The following is a 17,351-nucleotide window of genomic DNA, read 5'->3' on the forward strand; positions in this document are numbered from 1 at the left end:
GTTAAACGCCGCACGGCCCGGGCGGCGTCAGTGAAACACCGGCCCGGGCCGTGCGCAAGGGTCAGGTCCCTGCAGGCTCCGCGGCAGCGGAACGGTCCGCCGAGCCGGCGCGGCGCTGGGCCACCCGCTTGGCCTGCCTGACCAGGTTTGGTTCGCGTTCGCGCAGCCAGGCGTACATCGGAGCGGCCACGAAGATCGTCGCCGCAGTGCCGATGAGGATGCCCACGAACAGTGCCAGCGACAGATCCCGCAGCGTACCGGCCCCGAGGAGGCCGGCCCCGATGAACAGGATGGCGCCGACCGGCAGGATTGCCACCATCATGGTGTTGATGGAGCGCACCAGGGTCTGGTTCACGGCCAGGTTGACCTCCTCGCCGAAGGTCCTCCGCGTGGAAGTGTCGATTTCTGCGGTATTTTCGCGAATCTTGTCGAAGACCACCACAGTGTCGTACAGCGAGTAGCTGAGCACGGTCAGGAAGCCGATGATGGCCGAGGGCGTCACTTCGAAGTCGCTGAGCGCATACACCCCTGCGGTGATAAACATGGTCACGGCCATGCCGGCGATCGCCGATAGGGACATCTTCCAGGTCCGGAAGTACAGCGCCATGAGCACTGCTGCCAAAATCACGAAGATGACCAGGCCGATCAGGGCCTGCTTCGTGACATCCGCGCCCCAGGTGGGGCCCACGAACGTTGATGTTACCTCGTTATCGGTCACGCCGTAGGCGGTGGTGAGGCCTTCCTTGATGCGGAGGGTCTCGTCGTCGGTCAGCTTGTCCGTCTGGATCCGCATGGTGGTGCCGGCCACGTTGGCCACGCGCGGGACACTGCCGGGAACTACGTCCGTGACCGCCTTTTCACCCACCGCGGCATCCTTGGTCTGGACGTTTGAGACGGTGAACTCGGAGCCGCCCCGGAACTCGATCCCGAGGTTGAACCCGCCCTTGGCGACCGGGATGATGATGGACAAGGCGACCGCCACGGCCGCGATGAGGAACCAGATTTTCTTGCTGTCAACGAAGTTGTAGGAGCGCTTACCGGTGTAAAGCTCGTTGCCGAAGGTGGCGAAACTGGGCATTATTTGGTCTCCTTCGCGGCGGACTTCGCAGAGCCTGCGAGCTGCTCCTGCTTTTCCGCCATGCGGCGCTCGGCGATGGTCATCCGGCGCTCCGCTTCAGCCGCGGCGCCGGTGTTCTTGGCGCGGGCGACCACGGGCCGGGACTCCGGCGTGCGCAGGCGGCCGGCGCCCCGGTACAGCGGGACGGCGCCAAGCCGCTCCGGGTCGAGTCCGGACAGCTTGTGGCCCTCACCGAAGAACCTGGTGCGGGCCAGGAGCTGCAGGGTCGGGTGGGTAAACATGAACACGACAATCAGGTCGGCAATCGCCGTCAGGCCGAGGGTGAAGGCGAAGCCACGGACGTTGCCCACCGCGACGAAGTAGAGCACCAGTGCGGCAAGAAGGTTGACTGCCTTGGAGGCGAGGACAGTCCGCTTGGCGCGCTTCCAGCCGTTTTCGACGGCGGAGACCAGGCCACGCCCGTCGCGCAGCTCATCGCGGATGCGTTCGAAGTACACGATGAACGAGTCGGCCGTCTGGCCGATGGCCACGATGATGCCCGCCACGCCGGCGAGGGACAGTCGGTAGTTCTCCGTCCAGCCCAGGATGGCGATGGCCAGGTAGGTCAGGACACCGGCGACGGCCAGCGAGGCGATGGTCACGAAGCCCAGGGCCCGGTACTGGAACAGGGAGTACACCACCACCAGCAGCAGGCCGATAAGGCCGGCAAGGAGACCCATGCGGAGCTGCTCCCCGCCAAGGGTTGCGGAGATCTGCTGCTCGCTCTGGATCTCGAAGCTGATGGGCAGCGCGCCGAAGCGGAGCTGGTCGGAGAGCGCCTTGGCAGTCTGCTCGGTGAAACCGCCGGTGATCTGCGGACGGCCGTCCGTAATTACGGCCAGCGCCCGGGGTGCGGAGATGACCTGGTCGTCCAGGACAATGGCGAACTGCGCCTTCGGGTCGGTGCCGGACTCGCCGCCGGCTGCCACGTAGAACTGGTTCAGGCGTTCGGTGACGGCCTTGAACTTTTCGGTGCCCTCGCCGTCGAACTGGATGTTGACGGCCCACTGGTTGGTGACGGCGCCCTGGGCGCCGGCCTGCAGCTGGAAAGAGGAGCTGACGATGTTGCTGCCCTTGACCTCCACCGGGCCGAGGATGTACTTGATCGCCGGCGTGGTCTCCGTGGCCGGTTCACACGTTACCAGGGGCTTGGCGGGGTCGGACCGCTCCGCCTTTTCGGCTTCCGGGCTGTTGCAGTCGAGCGCCTCGAACTGCTGGTAGACCTCGGCGGTGATCCAGTTGGTGTCGCTGCTGTTCGCCGGCTCAGCCGTGGGCTTGGGAAGCTGGTCCGCGGGTGTCCGGGACTCTTCGGGCACGGCGGCGCCGTCCCCGTTGAGGAGCACAGGCCGGAAGTTCATGTCCGCGGAGGCCTGGATCAGTTCACGGGTCTCCGATGAGGGCGTGCCCGGCAGGCTGACCACGACGTTCCGGCCGGACTGCGTGCTGATTTCAGCTTCGGCCACGCCGGAGCCGTCCACACGCTGGCGGATAATCGCAACGGCCTGGTTCAGCTGTTCCTCGTTGATGTCAGAACCGCCCTCGACCCGGGGCGCCAGGATCATCTGGGTTCCGCCTTCCAGGTCAAGGGCCAGCTTGGGCGCCCAGCTGGCCTGCCCGGACATTGTGCCGCCGGCCAGGACAGCGGTCAGCGCGGCGATGATGACGCCGAGCCACACCAGGACCCGAAGTCCTGGTTTCTTAGGGCCAGTTCGTGCCATTGTCGATCTTTCTCTCATTCACGGAAGAACCGCCGGTGCCTGCCGGGGTGTGCACCGGCGGCGAACCGCAGCGGCAGAGGTGGTGCCGGGCGGTGGACTAGTTGTCCTTCTTGCCCTCGTCGTTCAGGCGCTTGAGGGTTTCCTCCGGAGTCTCCACGGCTGAAGGGTTCAGCGGGGCCGCCGTCGTGCGGGACTCTGTCTCCGTAAGGGAGGACGCGTCGTTGGGGACGGGGGTCACGGACGACTCAGCACCCACGGTGGGCTCAGCGGCGGCAACGGGCTCTGCGGCGGTGGTCGGTTCCACGATCTTGGTGACAGCCTGGCGGTGCACGGTGGCGAGGTTACCGGGAGACAGCTCGAGGGTCACTTTGTTCTCTGCATCATCGATGGCCACGATGTGCCCGAACAGCCCGAAGCTGGTCATGACCTCAACGCCGGGCCCGAACTTCGACTGGAGTTCCGCCTGCTGCTGCTGCGCCTTCTTGTTGCGGCGGAACATCATAAAAATGAAGACGCCGAGCATGACGAACAGGAGAATTGACATTGGGTCCAAGGGAAAATCCATTCTTTTACTAGCCTGATGATGACTCCGGCGCGGCCCGCAGGTGGCGGCGGCAGCCGGATGAGACCCGAAACGTGCCGAGCGTCATACCAGTCTAAAGGGAAAGCTGGAGGTAAGCCCTATTGGCCCTCCGTGGCCCAGTCCTCCGCCGCGGCGTCGCTCCCGTTCGGTTCGAAAAGTTCCAGCTGCTCCTGGCCGAAGCGTCCCGGCGGGACAGCGTAGCCCAGGTGGGTCCAGGCAGCGGCCATGGCGATCCTGCCCCGCGGCGTCCGGCCCAGCAGTCCTTCGCGGACCAGGAACGGTTCGGCCACCGTTTCCACGGTTTCGGTTTCTTCGCCGACGGCGATGGCCAGGGTGGACAGGCCCACCGGGCCGCCCCCGAACTTGGTGATCAGGGCATCGAGGACCGCGCGGTCCAGGCGGTCCAGGCCCTTCTTGTCCACCTCGTACATATCCAGCGCGGCAGACGCAGAGCGGGCATCGATCTGTTCAACGCCGTGGACCAGGGCCCAGTCCCGCACGCGGCGCAGGAGGCGGTTGGCGATACGGGGCGTACCCCGGGACCGGCCGGCGATCTCGCTGAAGCCGGCGGAGTTGACCTTCAGGTCGAGCAGTCCCGCGGAGCGGCGAAGCACGAGTTCCAGCTCCGGCACCGAATAGAACTCCAGGTGGCCGGTGAACCCGAACCTGTCGCGCAGCGGACCCGGCAGCAGGCCGGCGCGGGTGGTGGCGCCGACCAGGGTGAACGGAGGCAGCTCGAGGGGAATGGCTGTGGCGCCGGCGCCCTTGCCCACCACGATGTCCACCCGGAAGTCCTCCATGGCCATGTAGAGCATTTCCTCGGCGGGCCGGGACATCCGGTGGACTTCGTCGAGGAACAGCACCTCCCCCTCGGACAGGGAGGAGAGAATGGCGGCCAGGTCGCCGGCGTGCTGGATGGCCGGGCCGCTGCTGATGCGCAGGGGTGCATTCATTTCGGCGGCGACAATCATCGCCAGGGTGGTCTTGCCGAGGCCGGGCGGGCCGGAGAACAGCACATGGTCTGCGCTGCGTCCGCGCATCCGGGAGGCCTGCAGCACCAGCGACAGCTGTTTGCGCACGCGGTGCTGGCCCACAAAATCGTCCAGGTTCTTGGGCCGGAGAGCGGCCTCGATCGCCCGCTCTTCCGGCTCCTCCCCGGCAGCCACCAGGGACGGTTCAGCCACGGCTGCCTACGCGGTTGCCGGCACGCGCCCCGTCCTGGCCGAGCCACCGGAGGGTGGTGCGCAGGATTTCGGGGACGTTGCCGCGGAACGAAACCTCCGGTTCTTCGGCCAGCGCCTTGTCGATGCTGCCCGACGCGTCCTTCTCGGACCAGCCCAGGCTGGTCATGGCGGCAACCACCTGGGGTTTCCAGGATGCTTCGGCGGCCGTCGGAGCGGCAGCTGTCCCGGCCGTGCCGTGCGGCACCAGCTTTCCAGCCAGTTCAAGGACGATACGTCCGGCCACCTTGGGCCCAATTCCCGGGACCTTGGTGAATGTCTTGCTGTCGCCGCTGTGTGCGGCCACCCGGATGGCCTCGGGCTCGTGGACGGCGAGGACTGCCAGGGCCAGGCGCGGCCCAACCCCGCTCACACTGAGCAGAACGTCGAAAACTTCCCGTTCGTCGTCGGACGCAAAACCGAAAAGGGTGAGCGAATCCTCCCGCACGATCAGGGAAGTGAACAGCTGGCCTTCCTCGCCGACGCGCAGCCCGCTGAGGGTCTGCGGCGTGGCGTTGACGCTCATCCCTGCGCCGTTGAGGTCGATGACGGCCGTGGACAGGCCCACGTGCGCCACTGTTCCGCGGAGGAAACTGATCAAGGCCTGGCTCCTGGTGTGCGGCCGGCTCCCTGACGGAGGACCGGCTATCCGAACATATCTACGAATACCCTAGCAAGGCAGCCGGAGATTCAGCGTGCGCGGCGCGCCTTGGCCTCGGCATCGGCCCACGCACGCTGCGCCGGGGTCAGGGACGAACTCCCGGGGCCGGTGGTGGCCACGGCGGCACCGCTGCCCGCGCGCCAGGCGTGGGTGATGGCCAAGGCGAGGGCGTCGGCGGCGTCGGCAGGTCGGGGTGGGGCGTCCAGCCGGAGGATCTTGGTGACGAGCTTGGTCACCGCTTCCTTGTTCGAGGACCCGCTGCCGGTGACAGCGGCCTTGACTTCCGACGGCGTGTGCAGCGCCACGGGGATGCCGCGGCGCGCGGCTGCGGCAATGACCACGCCGGACGCCTGCGCCACCCCCATCACCGTGCTGACGTTGAGCTGGGAGAAAACACGTTCGACGGCGAGGACCTGGGGTTCGTAGCGGTCCAGCCATTCGTCGATGGCAGCGTCGATGACCAGCAGCCGCTGATCCAGCGTTTCGTCCGGCGCGGTGCCGACGACGCCGACGGCCACCATGGTGGCGCGCCGGTTCCGTTCCACGTCCACGACGCCAATGCCGCAGCGGGTCAGGCCCGGGTCAACGCCCAGGACGCGGAGCGTCACGGGCGTTCCGTCACTCGGATTCCAGGGCGGCCTGGACTTCGTCGCTGAGGTCGGCGTTGCTGTACACGTTCTGGACGTCGTCGAGGTCTTCCAGTGCGTCCGCGAGCTTAAGGAACTTCCGCGCGCCGTCCACATCCAGTTCCACCTGCATGGAGGGAACGAATTCCACTTCATCGGTGTCGTATTCGATGCCGGCTTCCTTGAGTGCCTCGCGGATGGCGGGGAGGTCGCCGGGCTCCGAGTGGATCTCGAAGGTCTCGCCGTTATCCTTGACTTCTTCAGCCCCGGCATCCAGCACGGCCATCAGGACGTCATCCTCGGTCAGGCCGTTCTTGGGCAGGTTGACGACGCCCTTGCGGGTGAAGAGGTAGCTGACGGATCCGGGGTCGGCGATAGTGCCGCCGTTGCGGGAAATCGCCAGGCGGACCTCGGAGGCGGCCCGGTTCTTGTTGTCGGTGAGGCACTCGATCAGGAGCGCTGAACCCTGCGGGCCGCGTGCTTCATACATGATCTCGGTGTAGTCCACCACTTCGCCGGTAAGGCCGGCGCCGCGCTTGATGGCACGGTCGATGTTGTCGTTGGGGACCGAGGTTTTCTTGGCCTTGGTGACGGCCAGCTCCAGGCCGGGGTTGCCTGCAAGGTCCGGACCGCCCATGCGCGCGGCGACTTCGATGTTCTTGATCAGCTTGGCGAACGACTTTGCGCGGCGGCTGTCAATGATCGCCTTTTTGTGCTTGGTCGTTGCCCATTTGGAGTGGCCTGACATGCTTTACGCTTCTCCTCTGATCATGCGGATAAAAAGTTCGTGGATGCGTTTTTCGCCGGTCACTTCCGGATGGAAGGAGGTGGCCAGCAGCTGGCCCGAACGCACTGCCACAATTCTAGCCGTCCCGGGCAGCGGAGCCGCGTGGGAGGCGTGTTCCGGGTCGGCAGGCTCCACCTGGGCCAGCACCTCGACGTCCTGCCCGACACGCTCCACCCAGGGCCCGCGGATGAAGACGGCATGCACGGGCGCCACTTCGTCGGCGGTCGCGCTGAACTCCAGGCCCTTGAAGTCCAGGTCCGTTTCGAAGGACTCCCGCTGCCGGCCGAAGGCGTTCCGGCGCACCGTGATGTCAAGGCCGCCAAAGGTCTGCTGCGGCGCACCGGAGAGGTCGGTGGCTGGGTCGGCAATGTCCGACGCCAGCAGGATCATCCCGGCGCAGGAGCCGTAGACCGGCAGGCCGCCGGCAATGCGCTCGCGCAGCGGAGCGGCCAGCTCAAATGCGCGGGCGAGCTTGTCGATGGCGGTGGATTCCCCGCCGGGAATGATCAGGCCGTCCAGGCCGTCCAGCTCCTGGGGCCGGCGCACGGCCACGGCCTCGGCACCGCTGTCAGCAGCGGCGCGGAGGTGCTCGCGGAAATCGCCCTGGAGCGCCAGGACGCCAATCCGCAGCCCGGATCCAGGGCGTGCGGGAGCAGCGGAAAGGGAAGTTGTCATCCATCCAGCATACGGGCCGGGGCGGTTTCTCCGGCCCTTGGGCCTCAGGGCAGGGCCGGATGCATGCCCCTGCTGGGATATATTCGAACCATGTTCTACTTCAGTGTTCCGCTCGGCAAGCTGGTCCGCCGGTTGTCCCGGCTTCGGGGCGGCGGTTCCGCCCTGCCCGGCCTGGTGGTCGAGAAAATCGACCCCGGTTTCATGCGGCGGACGCTGGCTAACCTTCCCCACGGGGTGGCTGTGGTCAGCGGCACCAACGGCAAGACCACCACCACCAAGATGGTGGTGGAACTGCTCGAAAGCCAGGGGCTGAAGGTGTTCACCAACCGCACCGGCAGCAATTTCACCCGCGGCGTGGCGGCCGCCCTGCTTGGCGAGGTGGACTGGCGCGGCCGGCTGGATGCGGACATCGCTGTCCTTGAGCTGGACGAGGCCCATGCCGTGCACTTCGTCAACAGCGTCCCGCCGCGGTACTGCCTGCTGCTGAACGTCCTGCGTGACCAGCTTGACCGCTTCGGCGAAATCGACAAGACGGCACAGCTGCTCCAGCACATCGCGGCCAAGACCACCGGCACCGTGGTTCTGAACCGCGAAGACCCGCGCGTGGCCCGGATCGCGGACACCCTCACCGGCCAGGACGTCAGGTACTTCGGGCTCGACGACTCGCTGCTCGGGACCTTTCCCAACGACGACGACATGCGCGCAGCTCCCGGCAGCCCCGCCCCGGCGGGCCTGCCGGAAAAGCCGGCGGCCGACGTCGTACTCCGCTCTGTGGGCGCGGACAGCGCCAGTTTTGAGTACGACGGCGAAACGGTCACTACCGGGATGAAGCTCCGCGGCGTCTACAACATTTTTAATGCAGCAGCCGCGCTGACCCTGGCGCGCAGCATCTGCGGCAGCGGCGCCGCAGCCGCCGACAACGACGCGCTGCTGGCCGCGCTCTCCAACGTGGCGCCGGCATTCGGACGGGGCGAGAGCCTGACCGTGGACGGCCAGCCGCTGGACCTGGTGCTGGTGAAGAACCCGAGCGGCTTCCGGCTGGGACTGAAGTCCTTCCCGGCCTCGGGCTACGCCACCATGGTGGCCATCAATGACAACTACGCCGACGGCCGCGACATGTCCTGGCTGTGGGACGTCGAGTTCGAGTCCCTCCGGGACGGCGGCGTCGACCAACTGACCGGTTCACGTGCCTACGACATGGCGCTTCGCCTGCAGTACGACGAAGTGCCGGTGGGTTCCGTGGAGCCGGAGATCGCCCCTGCCCTCGCGGCGTTCATCAGGGAAGCTCAAGGCAAGCCCAAGCGGATTTTCTGCACCTATACGGCCATGCTGGCCATCCGGCGCGAGCTGTCCAAAATCACCACCGTGGAGGTTGTCTCGTGAACCCGGCAGAAGCAACAACGCCCGCCCGGGCCAGCAAAGGGACAATCCGTGTGGTGCAGCTGTACCCGCGGGACATGAACATCTACGGCGACTGGGGCAACGCCCTGGTTCTCCAGCGGCGCATCGCCTGGCACGGCTATACCCCGGAACTCCTTGAGTACAACGTGGGCGACGACTGGCCCGAGGACGCCGACATCCTGGTGGGCGGTGGCGGACAGGACAGCGGCCAGCTGATCATTCAGGACGACCTGCAGACCCGCGCACCGCTCCTCAAGGCCCTGGCTGAGGAAGGCATGCCCATGCTGGTGATCTGCGGCCTCTACCAGCTCTTCGGCCGCTTCTTCAAAACCCACACAGGCACGGAGATTCCCGGCATCGGAATCCTTGACGTGGAAACGCGCGGCACGGACGAACGCCTGATCGGCAACGTCAAAGTGGCCACGCCTGAATTCGGCGAAGTACTCGGCTACGAGAATCACAGCGGCCAGACCACCCTCGGTCCGGGCGTGCGTCCGCTGGGCACGGTTGCCAAGGGGACGGGTAACAACAGCAGTGACGGCCACGAAGGTGCCCGCTACCGGAACGTCGTGGCCAGCTACCTGCATGGGTCGCTGCTGCCGAAAAACCCCGCGATCGCCGACTTCCTGATCCGCACAGCGGCCGAGAGGAAGTTCGGCACGTTCGCGCCCGGGGAGCCGGACGACCACTTTGCCGAGCTGGCCCGGCAGCACGCGGCGCGCCGGCCCCGGTAGCCAGACCGGGCACCACGGGTTCACTGCCAGGTCATGGCTCTTTTGTGATGAGCAGTTCGTGGCCACCTGCGGCCGAGGCGCCCAGGGAATCGACGACCCGCAAAGTTCGCGCCCTGCTGGCGGCGTCGGCGTCCGGTCCGGCGCAGGATCCCTGCGGCGTGTCCGCTGCCAGGGAGCACCATCGGTAGGGATCCCGGATGATGACGGAGGGCACCCAGGCAAGGTCCGTGGCGGACCACTTGCCGGAAGCGTCCTGGCCGAACTGAACGCGCACCAGGAGGCCCTCATTGTTGACCACCTACCACGGTGAGAGCTCGGTAACGCCGTTGCCCAGTCCATAGACGATCCAAGTGCCCTTATAGCGCTCGATGGGGAGCACCGAGTGCGTGTGGTGCCCGTAGACGAAGTTGAACTGACCGCTGTCCACGAGGGCGCGCGCAACTTCCTGCTGCTGGGTGTTGGGTTCGCTGGCATATTCATCTCCGGCGTGGATCGCCGCCAGCACGATGTCCGCCCCGAGAGCCCGGGCCTTCTCTGCTTTGTCAATCATCCTCGGCGCGTCAAGCATGTCCACCTGCCAGGAATAGTCCGGAAGCAGTCCGTTAAGGCCGTAGGTGGCTTGGATTAACGCGACCTTCGCGGCCGCGGTCTGCATGACCAGCACCCCTTGGGCCTCCGCTTCAGTCCGATACGAACCCGTGTGCTTCAGGCCTGCAGCATCCAACTGATCCAGGGTGCGCACAAGTCCATCCGTGCCGCGATCAATGGTGTGGTTGCTGCCCGTCGTGCAGGCATCGTAGCCCACTGCCTTGGATGCTGTGATGATCTGCGGCGGCACGTTGAAGGAAGGATACGCCGAGAAAGGCCCCTCCGGGCCCGCCACTGGGGTTTCCTGGTGACAGATGGCCAGGTCGCTGTTGCGGATGTACCTGCGCTGCCCTTCCAGGAGGGGAACGAAATCCAGTCCTGGCCTGCCCGAAGCCGCCGCGTCCTGTTGCGCCTGCTGCCATAGCTGGGCATGCACGAGCATGTCGCCGGTGACCAGCACGGAAATACACCGGAGCACCGGGCAGGCCGGACCTTTACCGGGCGTCGGGACCGGCGTGGGGGTCGAGGGGGAGGTAGGGGCGGGGCTTCCGTCCCGGCTGCTTCCGGGGCCGGTTGCCGCAGACGGCGGCGGGAACCCCTCCTGTTCAGCGACCAGGCCACATCCCCCGAGCACTCCCGTCACGGACAGCGCAATAGTCAGTGCCATGGCGGAGGCGGCGCCTCGAAAACGAACCCGTCCCCTGCCGGTTATGGTCGCCACAGGACCATTCTAGGGACCGGGCCATGGCGTGGCTCAAGTTGTGAAGCTGGCCGTTGTGAAAGGTTTGCCTCATGACAAACCCCCTTCTGGCGCCAAGCCCGCTGCCGTACGGACTTCCGCCGTTCGCCGCGATCGCCCCCGCCCATTTCGAGGAGGCCATCGAGGCCGGCCTCGGTGAGCATCTGGCGGAGATCCGGGCAATTACGGACAACCCTGCTGCCCCCACGTTCCAGAACACTGCCGTGGAGATGGAGCGTGCCGGCCGGCTCCTTAGCCGGGCATCGGCGTCGTTCTTCACGCTGGTCTCCGCCGACGCGTCGGAGGAGATCCAGGCCCTCGAGACGAAGCTGGCTCCGCGGTTCTCCGCGCACCAGGACGAAATCTTCCTGAACCGGGGCCTGTACGAGCGTTTCGCGGCCCTCGACACCAGGGGGTGCGATGCAGAAGATGCCCGTCTGGTCGAGGAGTACCTCAAGGAGTTCCGCCAGTCCGGCATCCAATTGGACGCTGCCGGCCAGGAACGCCTGCGCGCCATCAACTCCGAACTTGCGCGGCTGGGCACGGATTTTGGCCAGCGGGTGAAGGAGGGGATGAAGTCGGCGGCCTTGCTCATCGAAGACCGGACGGAGCTGGCGGGGCTGGCCGGGGACGAGGTGGCCGCGACTGCCGAAGCCGCGCGCGCCGCGGGGCACGACGGCAAATTCCTGCTCACGCTTATCCTGCCGGGGAACCAACCAGCCCTCGCCGCATTGGAAAACCGGGACGTCCGCCGCCGGCTATTCGAGGCGTCGGTGGGGCGCGGCTCTGGCAGGGACTCCCTGGACGTCACCGGGCTTGCCCGGACCATGGCAGGCCTGCGCGCGGAAAAGGCGGCTCTTCTGGGGTTCGCCAACTACGCCGAGCTGGTGGTGGACCTGCAGACGGCGCCCTCCTTCGAAGCTGTGCAGGCCATGCTGAACCGGCTCGCACCCGCAGCCGTGCGGAACGCGGACGCCGAAGCCCGCGCCCTGGCAGAAACGGCCGGCCACCCGCTGGAGCCCTGGGATTGGGCCTACTACTCCGCAAAGGTCCGCCGGGAACGATACCAGGTGGACGAGCAGGCCCTCCGCCCGTACTTCGAGCTGGAACGGGTCCTGACGGACGGCATCTTCTTCGCGGCCACGTCCCTGTACGGCATCACGTTCCATGAGCGCAATGACCTTGCCGGCTACCACCCGGATGTCCGCGTCTGGGAGGTGCGCAACGCGGACGGCAGCGGTCTTGGCCTGTTCCTGGGTGATTACTATCAGCGCGAGTCCAAGCGCGGCGGCGCCTGGATGAACAACCTCGTGGACCAGTCGGCGCTCCTGACCGCCCGGCCGGTGGTGATCAACACCCTGAACATTTCCAAGCCGCCTGCAGGCGAACCCACGCTGCTGACGCTCGACGAGCTACGGACCGTTTTCCATGAGTTCGGCCATGCTCTGCACGGACTGTTCTCCGACGTCACGTATCCGAACTTCTCCGGCACCAACGTTCCGCGGGACTTCGTGGAGTACCCGTCCCAGGTCAACGAAATGTGGATCATGTGGCCTGAGGTCCTCGCCAATTACGCCCGGCACTATGAAACCGGCGAGCCGCTTTCCAAGGACATCGTGGACCGGCTGGAAGGCTCCCGGCTCTGGGGCGAAGGGTTTGCCACCACCGAGTACTTGGGCGCCGCCCTGCTTGACCTGGCCTGGCATACCCTGGAGCCCGGCGACATCCCCGACGACGCCCTGGAGTTTGAGGTCAGGGCCCTTGCCGCCGCGGGAATCGCCCACCCGCTGGTTCCTCCGCGCTACCGGACGGGGTATTTCCAGCACATTTTCGCGGGCGCCGGCTACGCGGCAGGATATTACTCGTACATCTGGAGCGAAGTTCTGGACGCTGAGACGGTGGACTGGTTCACCGAACAGGGTGGCCTGACCCGCGCGAACGGGGAACGTTTCCGGACGGAGCTGCTCTCCCGGGGCAACAACCGCGACCCGCTTGAGTCATTCCGGATCCTGCGCGGGCGCGAGGCGGCACTGGAGCCCCTCCTGAAGCGCCGCGGCCTGGAGTAGGTGCCCCCACCCAACTGACTGAGTACAACTAAACGACGGCGGGTGCGCGCCTTCGAAAAGGTACGCACCCGCCGTCGTGGCTTGCCGGGTTGTGGCGGCTTACCAGCCGCGCTCGGCGAGGCGGTGGGGCTGCGGGATCTCGTCAACGTTGATGCCCACCATGGCTTCGCCCAGGCCGCGTGAGGCCTTGGCGATGACATCAGGGTCGTCGTAGAAGGTGGTGGCCTTGACGACGGCGGCCGCCCGCTGGGCCGGGTTGCCGGACTTGAAGATGCCGGAGCCGACGAACACGCCGTCAGCGCCGAGCTGCATCATCATGGCGGCGTCCGCCGGGGTGGCGATCCCGCCTGCGGTGAAGAGCACCACGGGCAGCTTGCCTGCTGCGGCGACTTCCTTGACCAGTTCGTACGGAGCCTGGAGTTCCTTGGCCGCAACATAGAGTTCGTCCTCGGGCAGTGCGGAGAGCTTGGCGATCTCGGCACGGATCTGGCGCATGTGGCCCGTTGCATTGGAGACGTCGCCGGTGCCGGCCTCGCCCTTGGAACGGATCATTGCCGCGCCCTCGTTGATGCGGCGCAGCGCCTCACCGAGGTTGGTGGCACCACACACGAAGGGAACCTTGAAGTTCCACTTGTCGATGTGGTTGATGTAGTCGGCCGGGGTGAGGACCTCGGACTCGTCGATGTAGTCGACGCCGAGGGACTGCAGGACCTGGGCCTCAACGAAGTGGCCGATGCGGGCCTTGGCCATGACCGGGATGGACACGGCATCGATGATCTGGTCGATCATGTCCGGGTCCGACATGCGGGACACGCCGCCCTGGGCACGGATATCAGCCGGAACGCGTTCCAGCGCCATCACGGCCACGGCACCGGCGTCTTCGGCGATGCGGGCCTGTTCGACGTTGACGACGTCCATGATGACGCCGCCCTTGAGCATCTCGGCCATGCCCCGCTTGACGCGGTTGCTGCCCGTGACGCTGTTCGCGGACGAACCGGCTTCGCTGCTTACATCAGGTGTAGACACAAAAACCCCTATGGGTAGATAGATGACCTTCGCCCGGCATGCAGGCGGCATTGAACTGCCGGCCTTAACACACACGGATTGCCGGGTCCAGTGACCGGGCAGTCCTAATACTAGTCCCACCGCAGGCCGGCGGCTTAATCAGGGTTAATCCGCCGGAGCTGCCTCGGCCAGTGCCTGCCGGCGGACGGAAACGATGCGCTGCACCACCGTGACAAAACTGGCAGCGGCAAGCAGCACCAACGTGCCCAGCAGCACCACCGGAGGCAGGCCCAGCCCCGTGAAACCGGTGACCACCAGGACTGAAACCAGCCGTTCGGCGCGCTCGGCCACCCCGACGTTCGCGGTGAAGCCCAGGGATTCGGCCTTGGCCCGGGCGTAGGAGACCACCATGCCCAGGACCAGGCAGATAGTGGCTGCCATGGCAATGGGGACGCTGGCCCCGCCGGTAAAGAACCAGATGGCGAGCCCGGCAAAAAGGGCGCCGTCGGCGATCCGGTCCAGGGTTGAGTCCAGGAAGTTGCCCCACCGGCTCTTCACGTTCTGCATCCGGGCCATGATGCCGTCCAGGACGTCAGAGAATATGAAGGCCGTGATGAACAGGGTGCCCCACCACAGTTGGCCTAACGGGTAGAAGACCAGCGCGCCCACCACCACGCCGGCGGTTCCGACGATGGTTACCGCATCCGGCGAAACGCCGATCCGCAGCAGCCAGCGGGCCAGCGGTGTGAAGAGCGCGGTGAAGAATCCCCTGGCGTGTTTGTTAAGCATCCGTCTCCCCGGGCCAGGCCTCGGCAACTTGCCTGCGGACCTCGTCGAGGGTCTGGGTGATGGCCTTGGTCTGGGCGATGATCGGGAAGAAGTTGCCGTCTCCGCCCCACCGGGGAACGATGTGCTGGTGCAGGTGCGCCGCGATGCCGGCTCCGCCCACGACGCCCTGGTTCATCCCCAGGTTGAAACCGCCCGGATTGGACACCTTCCGCAGCACGCGCATGGCGGTCTGGGTGAGCTCCGCGAACTCTGCGGTCTCCTCCACCGTGAGGTCCGTATAGTCCGGGACGTGCCGGTACGGACACACCAGGAGGTGGCCCGGGTTGTACGGGAACAGATTCAGCACCACGTAGCAGGTCTTGCCGCGGTAAACGATCAGCGCTTCCTCGTCCGTGCGGGCGGGACCCACGCAGAAGGGACAGTCATCCTGGTTCTTAAACTGGTGCTGGCCGCCCTTGATGTAGGCCATCCGGTGCGGGGTCCACAAGCGCTGGAAGGCGTCCGGGACACCAGCGAGGTCGAAATCGTCCGTCACGCCAGAATCCTCCGGATAGCCGGCGCCTGTGTTCTCCTCCACGGTGTGTTCCGTTCCGCTAGCTGGTCCGGTTGCGGACGGCTTCGGTGATCCGCTTCACTGCCTCGGTCACGGGCACGCCGTTATCCTGGCTTCCGTCACGGAAGCGGAACGAGACGGCGCCTGCTTCGGCGTCGTCGCCGCCAGCGATCAGGACAAACGGGATCTTGTCCTTGCTGGCGGTGCGGATCTTCTTTGGGAAGCGGTCAGACGAGGTATCCACCTCGGCGCGGATGCCCGCAGCCTTGAGCTGGTCGACGACGTCGAACATGTACTCGTTGAAGGCCTCCGCCACCGGGATGCCCACCACCTGGACAGGAGCCAGCCAGGCGGGGAACGCGCCGGCGTAGTGCTCGGTGAGCACGCCCATGAAGCGCTCGATGGAACCAAAGAGGGCGCGGTGGATCATGACCGGGCGCTGACGGGTTCCGTCGGCGGCCTGGAATTCCAGCTCGAAGCGCTCTGGCAGGTTGAAGTCCAGCTGGATGGTGGACATCTGCCAGGTACGGCCCAGCGCATCTTTTGCCTGCACGGAAATCTTGGGACCGTAGAAGGCAGCCCCGCCCGGGTCCGGAACCAGTTCCAGTCCGGACTCCTGCGCCACCTCGGCGAGGGTCCGGGTGGCTTCTTCCCAGGTGGCGTCGTCGCCAACGTACTTTTCCGGGTCCTTGGTGGACAGTTCCAGGTAGAAGTCGTTCAGCCCGTAGTCCTTGAGCAGACCCAGGACGAAGTTCAGGGTCTTGGTGAGCTCGTCCTTCATCTGTTCACGGGTGCAGTAGATGTGGGCGTCGTCCTGTGTCATACCGCGCACGCGCGTCAGGCCGTGCACCACGCCGGACTTTTCGTACCGGTACACGGAACCGAATTCGAACAGCCGCAGCGGCAGTTCCCGGTAGGACCGCCCGCGGGAGCGGAATACCAGGTTGTGCATGGGGCAGTTCATCGGCTTCAGGTAGTAGTCCTGACCCGGCTTGCGCACGGTGCCGTCCTCGTTGAGTTCGGCGTCCACGTGCATCGCCGGGAACATGCCTTCCTTGTACCAGTCGAGGTGGCCAGAGACCTCGTACAGGTGGCCCTTCGTGATGTGCGGCGTGTAGACGAACTCGTAGCCGGCCTCGACGTGGCGCTGGCGGGAGTAGTCTTCCATCTCCTTGCGGATGATGCCGCCCTTGGGGTGGAACACCGGCAGGCCGGAACCCAATTCGTCCGGGAAGGAGAACAGGTCCAGTTCGGAGCCCAGCTTGCGGTGGTCGCGGCGTTCGGCCTCGGCGATCCGCTCCTGGTAGGCCTTGAGGGCTTCCTTGGTGGGCCAGGCGGTGCCGTAGATGCGCTGCAGCTGCTGGTTCTTCTGGTTGCCCAGCCAGTAGGCGGAGGACGAGCGGGTCAGCGCGAAGGCATTGGAGATCAGTTTGGTGTTGGGCAGGTGCGGGCCACGGCACAGGTCACACCAGACGGTGGTGCCTTCCTTGCGCTCCACGTTGTCGTAGATGGTGATGTCGCCGGCGCCCACCTCGACGTTGACGCCTTCCCCGGCTTCGGCGGCCTCGTTCTTCTTGCCCAGGAGCTCGAGCTTGTAGGGCTCGTTCTTCATGGCCTCGCGGGCTTCGTCCTCGTTGACCACGCGGCGGACGAACTTCTGGTTCTGGTTGATGATCTTCTGCATCATCTTTTCGAGGGTCTTGAGGTCCTCGGGGGTGAACGGTTCGGCGACGTCGAAGTCGAAGTAGAACCCGTCCGTGATGTAGGGGCCGATGCCCAGCTTGGCGTCGGGACGAAGCTGCTGGACGGCCTGGGCCATGACATGTGCGGTGGAGTGGCGCAGCACGTTGAGCCCGTCAGGGGAATCGATGGTGACACCCTCGACGTCGGCGCCTTCCGGCAGCTCCTGGTCCAGGTCCTTCAGGTCGCCGTTGACGCGGGCAACGACGACGTCGCGGCGCTCGAAGAAGAGTTCCGCACCGGTTGTCCCGGTAGCCACCTTGGTCTCTTCGCCATCGACGATGAGGGTGATCTGCTGGGCATCTGACACGGGTGTCTCCTATTCAAAGTTTAGGCTTCATAGCTTGTG

Annotated in this window: 15 protein-coding genes and 1 pseudogene; 3 read left to right on the forward strand and 13 right to left on the reverse strand. The window is 66.0% G+C overall.

All coding sequences use genetic code 11. From position 1 onward, the window contains the following. Nucleotides 1–61: 61 nt before the first annotated feature. The 8 genes from secF to pdxT all read right to left on the reverse strand — a co-directional run bounded on the left by secF (nt 62) and on the right by pdxT (nt 7,387). Complete coding sequence (gene secF, locus ACIQC0_RS08265; protein WP_377216113.1) at nt 62–1,078, reverse strand: protein translocase subunit SecF; 1,017 nt, start codon at nt 1,076–1,078, stop codon at nt 62–64. Then, nucleotides 1,078–2,835: a protein translocase subunit SecD gene (secD, locus tag ACIQC0_RS08270; protein ID WP_377216112.1), complete on the reverse strand. Its 1,758-nt coding sequence runs from the start codon at nt 2,833–2,835 to the stop codon at nt 1,078–1,080. Before secD ends, secF begins: the two co-directional genes overlap by 1 nt. Before the next feature lie 97 nt (nt 2,836–2,932). Next, nucleotides 2,933–3,379: a preprotein translocase subunit YajC gene (gene yajC, locus ACIQC0_RS08275; protein ID WP_377216111.1), complete on the reverse strand. Its 447-nt coding sequence runs from the start codon at nt 3,377–3,379 to the stop codon at nt 2,933–2,935. 137 nt (nt 3,380–3,516) lie between these two features. After that, entirely contained in the window at nt 3,517–4,602 is a 1,086-nt protein-coding gene (ruvB, locus tag ACIQC0_RS08280) for a Holliday junction branch migration DNA helicase RuvB (RefSeq protein ID WP_377216110.1), read from the reverse strand. Beyond that, nucleotides 4,595–5,239, reverse strand: coding sequence for a Holliday junction branch migration protein RuvA (gene ruvA, locus ACIQC0_RS08285; RefSeq protein WP_400534121.1), 645 nt, complete (start codon nt 5,237–5,239; stop codon nt 4,595–4,597). Before ruvA ends, ruvB begins: the two co-directional genes overlap by 8 nt. An 89-nt stretch (nt 5,240–5,328) precedes the next feature. Beyond that, the gene (gene ruvC / locus ACIQC0_RS08290; protein WP_377216108.1) at nt 5,329–5,907 is read right to left on the reverse strand and encodes a crossover junction endodeoxyribonuclease RuvC; all 579 of its coding nucleotides are present in this window, start codon (nt 5,905–5,907) and stop codon (nt 5,329–5,331) included. 10 nt (nt 5,908–5,917) lie between these two features. After that, the gene (locus ACIQC0_RS08295) at nt 5,918–6,673 is read right to left on the reverse strand and encodes a YebC/PmpR family DNA-binding transcriptional regulator (protein WP_400534124.1); all 756 of its coding nucleotides are present in this window, start codon (nt 6,671–6,673) and stop codon (nt 5,918–5,920) included. A gap of 3 nt (nt 6,674–6,676) precedes the next feature. Next, complete coding sequence (gene pdxT / locus ACIQC0_RS08300; RefSeq protein WP_377216106.1) at nt 6,677–7,387, reverse strand: pyridoxal 5'-phosphate synthase glutaminase subunit PdxT; 711 nt, start codon at nt 7,385–7,387, stop codon at nt 6,677–6,679. Nucleotides 7,388–7,477: 90 nt separating this feature from the next. On the opposite strand from pdxT, the gene ACIQC0_RS08305 reads away from it, so the two are divergent. Continuing rightward, nucleotides 7,478–8,770, forward strand: coding sequence for a MurT ligase domain-containing protein (locus ACIQC0_RS08305; RefSeq protein WP_377216105.1), 1,293 nt, complete (start codon nt 7,478–7,480; stop codon nt 8,768–8,770). After that, nucleotides 8,767–9,522, forward strand: a complete 756-nt coding sequence (locus ACIQC0_RS08310) for a type 1 glutamine amidotransferase (protein ID WP_400534128.1) — start codon at nt 8,767–8,769, stop codon at nt 9,520–9,522. Before ACIQC0_RS08305 ends, ACIQC0_RS08310 begins: the two co-directional genes overlap by 4 nt. 31 nt (nt 9,523–9,553) lie before the next feature. Here ACIQC0_RS08310 and ACIQC0_RS08315 read toward each other — a convergent pair. Continuing rightward, nucleotides 9,554–10,777 (reverse strand): annotated as a pseudogene (locus ACIQC0_RS08315) (CapA family protein). Nucleotides 10,778–10,902: 125 nt separating this feature from the next. Here ACIQC0_RS08315 and ACIQC0_RS08320 point away from each other — a divergent pair. Further along, nucleotides 10,903–12,915: a M3 family metallopeptidase gene (locus ACIQC0_RS08320; RefSeq protein ID WP_400534131.1), complete on the forward strand. Its 2,013-nt coding sequence runs from the start codon at nt 10,903–10,905 to the stop codon at nt 12,913–12,915. Nucleotides 12,916–13,014: 99 nt separating this feature from the next. Here ACIQC0_RS08320 and pdxS read toward each other — a convergent pair whose 3' ends face one another. The 4 genes from pdxS to thrS form a co-directional block, all read right to left on the reverse strand. Then, a complete protein-coding gene (gene pdxS / locus ACIQC0_RS08325) occupies nt 13,015–13,941 on the reverse strand; it encodes a pyridoxal 5'-phosphate synthase lyase subunit PdxS (protein WP_377216101.1) in 927 nt (308 codons plus the stop codon). A 144-nt stretch (nt 13,942–14,085) separates the two neighbouring features. Continuing rightward, nucleotides 14,086–14,709, reverse strand: a complete 624-nt coding sequence (gene pgsA / locus ACIQC0_RS08330; RefSeq protein ID WP_400534134.1) for a phosphatidylinositol phosphate synthase — start codon at nt 14,707–14,709, stop codon at nt 14,086–14,088. Further along, nucleotides 14,702–15,286 (reverse strand): HIT family protein, encoded by a 585-nt coding sequence (locus ACIQC0_RS08335; protein WP_400534137.1) that lies wholly within the window; start codon nt 15,284–15,286, stop codon nt 14,702–14,704. The genes pgsA and ACIQC0_RS08335 overlap by 8 nt, the downstream gene beginning before the upstream one ends. Nucleotides 15,287–15,302: 16 nt before the next feature. Next, entirely contained in the window at nt 15,303–17,312 is a 2,010-nt protein-coding gene (thrS, locus tag ACIQC0_RS08340; RefSeq protein WP_400534140.1) for a threonine--tRNA ligase, read from the reverse strand. Nucleotides 17,313–17,351 lie beyond the last annotated feature (39 nt).

The organism is Pseudarthrobacter sp. NPDC092419, assembly GCF_044755045.1.
GTDB lineage: Bacteria > Actinomycetota > Actinomycetes > Actinomycetales > Micrococcaceae > Arthrobacter.

Coding starts and splice junctions, on each gene's coding strand:
- secF (WP_377216113.1), bottom strand. CDS start 1,078: ATGCCCAGTTTCGCCACCTTCGGCAACGAGCTTTACACCGGTAAGCGC.
- secD (WP_377216112.1), bottom strand. CDS start 2,835: ATGGCACGAACTGGCCCTAAGAAACCAGGACTTCGGGTCCTGGTGTGG.
- yajC (WP_377216111.1), bottom strand. CDS start 3,379: ATGTCAATTCTCCTGTTCGTCATGCTCGGCGTCTTCATTTTTATGATG.
- ACIQC0_RS08295 (WP_400534124.1), bottom strand. CDS start 6,673: ATGTCAGGCCACTCCAAATGGGCAACGACCAAGCACAAAAAGGCGATC.
- pdxT (WP_377216106.1), bottom strand. CDS start 7,387: ATGACAACTTCCCTTTCCGCTGCTCCCGCACGCCCTGGATCCGGGCTG.
- ACIQC0_RS08305 (WP_377216105.1), top strand. CDS start 7,478: ATGTTCTACTTCAGTGTTCCGCTCGGCAAGCTGGTCCGCCGGTTGTCC.
- ACIQC0_RS08320 (WP_400534131.1), top strand. CDS start 10,903: ATGACAAACCCCCTTCTGGCGCCAAGCCCGCTGCCGTACGGACTTCCG.
- pgsA (WP_400534134.1), bottom strand. CDS start 14,709: ATGCTTAACAAACACGCCAGGGGATTCTTCACCGCGCTCTTCACACCG.